The following is a 7452-nucleotide window of genomic DNA, read 5'->3' on the forward strand; positions in this document are numbered from 1 at the left end:
CGCCCGAGAGGGCGTCCGCAGCCGGCCCGTGCTGCTTACAGGTACTGACCGGTGTTGGCCACCGTGTCGATGGAGCGTCCGGTGTCCGCGCCCTGCTTGCCGGTGACGAGCGTACGGATGTAGACGATCCGCTCACCCTTCTTGCCGGAGATGCGGGCCCAGTCGTCCGGGTTGGTGGTGTTGGGCAGGTCCTCGTTCTCCTTGAACTCGTCCACGCATGCCTGGATGAGGTGGGAGACGCGGAGCCCCTTCTGCTGCTGTTCGAGGAAGGCCTTGATGGCCATCTTCTTGGCGCGGCCGACGATGTTCTCGATCATGGCGCCGGAGTTGAAGTCCTTGAAGTAGAGGACTTCCTTGTCGCCGTTGGCGTACGTGACTTCGAGGAAGCGGTTCTCCTCGGACTCGGCGTACATCTGCTCGACCACGGTCTGGATCATGCCGTGGACGGTGGCGTCGCGGTCGCTGCCGTGCTCAGCGAGGTCGTCGGTGTGCAGCGGCAGACTGGATTTGAGGTACTTGGCGAAGATGTCCTTGGCGGCCTCCGCGTCCGGACGCTCGATCTTGATCTTCACATCGAGTCGGCCGGGGCGCAGGATCGCCGGGTCGATCATGTCCTCGCGGTTGGAGGCGCCGATGACGATGACGTTCTCCAGGCCCTCGACGCCGTCGATCTCGGCGAGGAGCTGGGGGACGATGGTGTTCTCGACATCGGAGCTGACGCCGGAGCCGCGGGTGCGGAAGAGCGATTCCATCTCGTCGAAGAAGACGATGACGGGGGTGCCTTCGCTGGCCTTCTCACGGGCCCGCTGGAAGACCAGGCGGATGTGCCGCTCGGTCTCACCGACGTACTTGTTGAGGAGTTCGGGGCCCTTGATGTTGAGGAAGAAGCTCTTCCCCGCGGGCTGCCCGCTCACCTCCGCCACCTTCTTGGCGAGGGAGTTGGCCACGGCCTTGGCGATGAGCGTCTTGCCGCAGCCGGGCGGGCCGTAGAGCAGGACGCCCTTCGGCGGACGCAGCTCGTGCTCCTTGAAGAGGTCCGGGTAGAGGTACGGGAGTTCGACGGCGTCCTGGATCGTCTCGATCTGGTTGCCCAGACCGCCGATCCGGGTGTAGTCGATGTCCGGGACCTCTTCGAGGACCAGCTCCTCGACCTCGCTCTTGGGGATGACCTCGTACACGTACCCCGAGCGGGGTTCGAGCAGGAGCGCGTCGCCCGGGCGGATGGCGACGCCCAGGAGTGGTTCGGCGAGCCGGACCACGCGCTCCTCGTCGGTGTGGCCGAGGACCAGGGCGCGGTCGCCGTCCTCAAGGATCTCCTTGAGGGTGACGATCTCGCCGACGCGCTCGAAGGTCATGGCCTCGACCACGTTGAGCGCTTCGTTGAGCATGACTTCCTGGCCGCGCCGCAACTCTTCGAGTTCCACGCCGGGGCTGACGTTGACCCGGAGTTTGCGGCCGCCGGTGAAGATGTCGGCGGTGCCGTCCTCATTCGCCGTGAGGAAGACACCGAAGCCGGCCGGCGGCTGTGCGAGCCGGTCGACTTCTTCCTTGAGGGCCACGATCTGGTCGCGGGCCTCGCGGAGGGTGTCGGCGAGCCGCTCGTTCTGTGCGGACACGCCGGCCAAATTGGTCTGCAGCTCGACGATCCGCTCTTCGAGAATCCTCGTATGGCGCGGAGAGTCGGCGAGCTTGCGGCGCAGGACGGCGATTTCCTGCTCAAGATAGGCAATCTGCCCGGCCGGGTCGTCGGACCCGCGTCCCGGGCGGATGCCGCGGTTGGTGTCGTCGTCGTGGGCTGCCACGGTCCTCACCTCCTCCAAGGGGAGCTGGACGCTTCCAGACCCTACCTGGGCGGGTGTCGGTTGAAACCCCTAGATCACAAAGACTCCGGGGTGTGTCCGATCTTCACCCTTGCGCTCTCCCTCACGTCAAGGCCATACCCACCCTCGGGGCCGGGAAAGCCGCCGGTTGTATCGTCGGGGTGTTCAACACCCGTCGGCGTCACCCCGACCCGTCCCGACCGGGACCGGTCCGGCGCCGGGAAACGGCAGGAGAGATGACGGTGCAGGAGGAGACCGGGCCCGGCGGCGGCGAGGCGCTGGAGGTCTGGATCGACCAGGATCTTTGTACCGGTGACGGCATCTGTGTGCAGTACGCGCCCGAGGTGTTCGAACTGGACATCGACGGCCTGGCGTACGTGAAGGGCGGCGACGACGAACTGCTCCAGCAGCCGGGGGCGACCACTCCGGTGCCGCTGCCGCTGCTGCGCGACGTGGCCGACTCCGCGAAGGAGTGCCCGGGCGACTGCATCCACGTCCGTCGGGTGGCCGACCGGGTGGAGGTCTACGGACCTGAGGCGTCGTAGCCGACCGGCCCCGTACAGAACGGGCCCGCCTCCACCGGCCGGTGGAGGCGGGCCCGTCGTGCGTGAGGGGGCTCAGGCCCCGGCGGCGGACCTCGCGGGGTCGGAGCGGAGGAACGCCTTGCCGCTCCAGCGCCAGGTCACGTCCTCCTCGGTGTCGGGGCAGCAGCGGGGTATGTCGATCGAGGAGTAGCCGAGCAGGGTGGCGCGGACCGCGCCGTCGCGGACGGCGAACGCCCCTATGCTGCGCTGTTCGAGCGGGTCGAGGAGGGTGGCGACCACGCGGGGCGGCGCCTCGGGGTCATGGCCCGCGGTCAGCACGTACACGGCGCGCGGCGGCGTCCCCGACCCGGCGTCGCAGTGCACGACCGCGACGGTCTCGGGGGTGCGGTCGCCGTCGAGGTCACCCTCGGCCTCGTCCTGGACCACCGCGTCGGCGGGGCCGCAGTCGAGGGGGAATTCGGCGCCCTCGGTGCCCGGGGCGGCCGGCGGCGGCGCGGGGCGCGACTCCTCGACGGGCCCGGGGGCGGCGGGCGCGGCCTGGGCAGCGGGCTGCGCGGTGGCCGGGTCCGGCTGGAGGAGGCCCGAGAGGGCGACGACGGCGGAGACGGCGGCGGCCGTGGCGACCCAGTGGAGGGGCCGGGCGCGCGTGTGGGCCAGTTCCGGGACGGCGGGGTGCTGCACTAGGAGGGTCTCCCGTGAGGGCTGTGCCGGTGGGGTTGTCGGCATGGTGCCACACGTCACACCGCATGGGAACGGCGGGGTGACCACGGGTACGGCGGGGCCGTACGGGTGACGCCGCGTCGGCCGGGCGGGCGGGGCCGTACGGGTGGCCCCCGCTCGCCCGCCGCGGGGGCGCTGAGCGGCCGCCGCGGACGACGCCGCCGCCCGGCACGCGGGTGCGTACCGGGCGGCGGCGTACGGGGCGGGTGCGGCGGGTCAGCGCGCGGTGGGGGTGCCTCCGTCGGCGTTGGGGCCGGAGTAGTCCTCGCCGTAGGCGCCCTTGGCGGGGCGGCGCCTGCGCATCGGGGGCTCGACCCCGTCGGCGAGACGGCGGGCGGTGAGGAGGAAGCCGGTGTGGCCGATCATCCGGTGGTCCGGGCGGACGGCGAGGCCCTCGATGTGCCAGTTGCGGATCATCGACTCCCAGGCGGTCGGCTCGTTGAAGCAGCCGATCTCCCGGATGGACTCCACGGTGCGGGCCAGCTGGGTCGTGGTCGCCACGTAGCAGCAGAGGATGCCGCCGGGGACCAGGGCCTTGGAGACGGCCTCCAGGCACTCCCAGGGGGCGAGCATGTCGAGGATGACCCGGTCGACGTCGGTGTCGGAGAGGTTGTCCTGAAGGTCGCCCACGGTGAGCTGCCAGGCGGGGTGCGGCCCGCCGAAGTACCGCTCGACGTTCTGCCGGGCGATGTCGGCGAAGTCGGCGCGGCGCTCGTAGCTGTGGAGCATGCCCTGGTCGCCGATGGCGCGCAGCAGGAAACTGCTGAGGGAGCCGGAGCCGACACCGGCCTCCACGACGCGGGCGCCGGAGAAGATGTCGGCGAAGGCGAGGATCTGGCCCGCGTCCTTCGGGTAGACCACGGCGGCGCCGCGGGGCATGGACAGGACGTAGTCGGGGAGCAGGGGTCGCAGAGCGAGGTAGGCGACGTTTCCGGTGGTGCGGACAACGCTGCCCTCGGGAGCACCGATCAGCTCGTCGTGGGGGAAGGAACCCTTGTGGGTGTGGAAGTTCTTCCCTGCTTCGAGCGTGAAGGTGTAGTGGCGTCCCTTGGGGTCGGTGAGCTGGACCTGGTCCCCGACTTCGAAGGGCCCGCGACGGCGGGCGGCACCGGTCGGTTCGGACATGTGACCAGCCTACCGGGCCCGGGGCGGGGCCTTGGACCACGCCCCCGGCGGCTCAGCTGGGCCGGGCCATCGCCTTGACGAAGGCGCGCTCCACGTCGGAGGCGGCTAGGACGCCGTAGATGGCGCCGTCCTCCTCGACCACCAGGTACTCGGTGGCGGGGTGGGCGCGGAGCAGTTCGAGCAGCTCCTCCCCGGCCAGCTCGGCGGGGACCCGCATGCCCTCGGTGATCTCCTGGGCGAGGCCGCTCACCGCGACCCAGGGCCTGCGGTGCTCGGGGACGCCCACGATGGCGGCCTCGCGGACCAGCGAGACGGGATCGCCGTGCGGGTCGACGACGACCAGGGCGCGGGCCCCGGCCTCGTTGGCCCGGCGCAGGGCCTCGGAGAGCGGGGTGGCCTCCTCGACGGGGACGGCGCGCCGGGTCAGGGCGCGGGCCCGCAGGTCGGGCAGGTGCTCGCGGAGGCGGGCTACGCGCAGGCTGTTGCCGGCGCCGGTCCAGATGATGGCGGCGAGGATCGCGGCGAGGAGCGCGTCCATCACCGTGTCCATCCCGTCGGCCTCCTGGCCGGAGCCGCCGAGGGTGCCGGTGTGAGTGAGCAGCGGCAGGCCGACGAGGACGGCGACGGCGAGCGCGCGGCCGACCCAGGCGGCGGCGACGGTGCCGCTCATGGGCTTGCCGGTGAGCTTCCAGACGACGGCGCGCAGCATCCGGCCGCCGTCCAGGGGCAGGCCGGGCAGCAGGTTGAAGACGGCGACCAGGAGGTTGGAGATGGTGAGGCCGGCGATCAGCACGCCGGGCACGGTGCCGGGCTCGACCAGGTCGAGGGCGAGGTAGAAGGCGCCGCCGAGGACGAGGGAGAGCAGCGGGCCGACGAAGGCGAGGAGGAACTCCCGGCCGGGGGTCTCGCTCTCCTTCTCGATCTCCGAGACGCCGCCGAAGAACTGGAGCTGGATGCGGCGCACGGGCAGGTGCTGGCGCAGGGCGACGACGGTGTGGGCCAGTTCGTGGACGAGGACGGAGGCGTAGAAGGCGACGGCGAAGAAGAGCGAGACGAGGTAGCGGGCGCCGCCCAGTTCGGGCAGGACCCGGTCGAGCTGGCCGCCGAAGACCCAGGTGATGAGGGCGGCCACCAGGAACCAGCTGGGGGCGACGTAGATCGGTACGCCGAAGAAGCGGCCCATGAGCAGGCCGCCGCCCGGTTCGCGGGGCCGGGGCGGGGTGGTCCTCTCCGGTGCGGGGGCGCCGGGGCGGCCGTCGCCTTCGGGTCGGCGCTTCTCGCCGCCGCTTTCGTCCACGGTGATCCCTCAGTCCCCTTGTGCGATCCGTCTCCCCCGGTGTCCCCCCTGGACGACGGCCGGATGCTGCCGATCATGCAGGGCGGGAGGGTCTGCCGTCGATGGTAAGCGGAGGCAGGGCGGCGGTGGGCTGCGGCTCTCCTCGCGGGCAGGCGGGGGCCGGCCGGTCCGCGCTGTCCGCCCGGGGCCGTAGGGTCGGGGGTCATGGAGACGAGGACGGACGCGGAGCAGGGAAGCGGAGCGGGCGGGACCGGCGGGGGACCGCCGGTGACCGGCGCGCCGCAGGCCGGGCCCGCGGCGGGCGGGGCGCCGGGGTCGGGGGCGGAGGAGCGGCGGCGGCCGCCGGTGTCGCTGTCGCCCTCGCGCGCCGGCGACTTCATGCAGTGCCCGCTGCTGTACCGCTTCCGGGTGATCGACCGGCTGCCGGAGAAGCCCAGCCCGGCGGCGACCCGCGGCACCCTGGTCCACGCGGTGCTGGAGCGGCTCTTCGACGCCCCGGCCGCCGAGCGGACGGCGCCGCGCGCCAAGGAGCTGCTGCCGGGCGAGTGGGAGCGGCTGCTGACCGGGCGTCCGGAGCTGGCCGGGCTGTTCACCGGCGAAGAAGGTGAAGGGGCTCCCGGCGAGCAGCTGGAGCGGTGGCTCGGCGAGGCCGAGCGGCTGGTCGAGCGGTGGTTCACGCTGGAGGACCCGACGCGGCTGGAGCCGGCCGAGCGGGAGCTGTTCGTGGAGACGGAGCTGGAGTCGGGGCTGCGGCTGCGCGGCATCATCGACCGGGTCGACGTGGCGCCCACCGGCGAGGTGCGCATCGTGGACTACAAGACGGGCAAGGCCCCGCGGCCGCAGTACGCCGAGGGCGCGCTCTTCCAGATGACCTTCTACGCCCTGGTGGTCTGGCGGTTGAAGGGCGTGCTGCCCCGGCGGCTCCAGCTCGTCTACCTGGGCAGCGGCGAGGTGCGCACCTACGACCCGGTGATGGCCGACCTGGAGCGGGTGGAGCGCAAGCTGCTGGCGCTCTGGGAGGCGATCCAGGAGGCGACCCGGACGGGTGACTGGCGTCCGAAGCCCTCGAAGCTGTGCGGCTGGTGCGACCATCAGGCGGTCTGTCCGGAATTCGGGGGGACTCCCCCGCCGTATCCGTTGCAGGCGCACCTGCCCGGGTCTCGGAGTGCCGAGCAGGGCAGAATGGGCCCGTCCTAGCCGAAGAGGAGATGACGTGGCCATTCGCGTCCTGCTGGTGGACGACCAGCCGCTGCTGCGTACGGGTTTCCGGATGATTCTGGAGGCCGAGCAGGATGTCGCGGTCGTCGGGGAGGCCGGTGACGGGCTCCAGGCCATCGACCAGGTCCGGGCGCTCCAGCCCGACGTGGTGCTGATGGACATCCGGATGCCCCGGATGGACGGGGTGGAGGCGACCCGGCAGATCACCGGCCCGGAGCGGGACGGCCCGGCCAAGGTGCTGGTGCTGACCACCTTCGACCTCGACGAGTACGTGGTGGAGGCGTTGCGGGCGGGGGCCAGCGGCTTCCTGCTGAAGGACGCCCCGGCCCATGAACTGGTACAGGCGATCCGCGTGGTGGCCTCGGGCGAGGCGATGCTGGCCCCGAGTGTGACGCGCCGTCTGCTCGACAAGTACGCCGAGCACCTGCCGTCGGGGGACGAGCCGGTGCCGGACACCCTGCACACGCTCACCGACCGCGAGGTCGAGGTGCTGAAGCTGGTGGCCCGGGGCCTGTCGAACGCCGAGATCGCGGCGGACCTGTTCGTCAGCGAGACGACGGTCAAGACCCATGTGGGGCACGTGCTGAACAAGCTGGGCCTGCGCGACCGCGTCCAGGCGGCGGTCTACGCGTACGAGAGCGGGCTGGTCCGCCCGGGCGCCGCCGGGCAGTAGCCGCTCCCCCGCCCGTACGACGACGGCGGCCGCCCGCCCCGCAGAGGGGGCGGG

At 72.0% G+C, this 7452-nt stretch carries 7 protein-coding genes; 3 read left to right on the forward strand and 4 right to left on the reverse strand.

Going from position 1 to position 7452, the window contains the following annotated elements:
* Positions 1-35: 35 nt before the first annotated feature.
* Entirely contained in the window at positions 36-1802 is a 1767-nt protein-coding gene (gene arc, locus ACFWMZ_RS27780; protein WP_383182143.1) for a proteasome ATPase, read from the reverse strand.
* A 254-nt stretch (positions 1803-2056) separates the two neighbouring features.
* On the opposite strand from arc, the gene ACFWMZ_RS27785 reads away from it, so the two are divergent.
* Positions 2057-2365 carry a ferredoxin gene (locus ACFWMZ_RS27785; protein ID WP_383182145.1) on the forward strand — a complete coding sequence of 103 codons (309 nt, stop codon included), beginning with the start codon at positions 2057-2059 and terminating at the stop codon, positions 2363-2365.
* 72 nt (positions 2366-2437) lie between these two features.
* Here the strand turns inward: ACFWMZ_RS27785 and ACFWMZ_RS27790 are convergent, their stop codons facing one another.
* The 3 genes from ACFWMZ_RS27790 to ACFWMZ_RS27800 all read right to left on the reverse strand — a co-directional run bounded on the left by ACFWMZ_RS27790 (position 2438) and on the right by ACFWMZ_RS27800 (position 5507).
* Complete coding sequence (locus ACFWMZ_RS27790) at positions 2438-3046, reverse strand: hypothetical protein (protein ID WP_383204904.1); 609 nt, start codon at positions 3044-3046, stop codon at positions 2438-2440.
* Between the two features lie 255 nt (positions 3047-3301).
* Positions 3302-4210 carry a tRNA (adenine-N1)-methyltransferase gene (locus ACFWMZ_RS27795; protein WP_383182149.1) on the reverse strand — a complete coding sequence of 303 codons (909 nt, stop codon included), beginning with the start codon at positions 4208-4210 and terminating at the stop codon, positions 3302-3304.
* Between the two features lie 52 nt (positions 4211-4262).
* A complete protein-coding gene (locus tag ACFWMZ_RS27800; protein ID WP_383182151.1) occupies positions 4263-5507 on the reverse strand; it encodes a site-2 protease family protein in 1245 nt (414 codons plus the stop codon).
* A 204-nt stretch (positions 5508-5711) separates the two neighbouring features.
* Between ACFWMZ_RS27800 and ACFWMZ_RS27805 the strand changes: the two genes are divergently transcribed.
* Positions 5712-6704: a RecB family exonuclease gene (locus ACFWMZ_RS27805; RefSeq protein ID WP_383182153.1), complete on the forward strand. Its 993-nt coding sequence runs from the start codon at positions 5712-5714 to the stop codon at positions 6702-6704.
* 16 nt (positions 6705-6720) lie between these two features.
* Positions 6721-7398, forward strand: a complete 678-nt coding sequence (locus tag ACFWMZ_RS27810) for a response regulator (RefSeq protein ID WP_383182155.1) — start codon at positions 6721-6723, stop codon at positions 7396-7398.
* Positions 7399-7452 lie beyond the last annotated feature (54 nt).

The organism is Streptomyces sp. NPDC058373 (assembly GCF_042723275.1).
GTDB lineage: Bacteria > Actinomycetota > Actinomycetes > Streptomycetales > Streptomycetaceae > Streptomyces.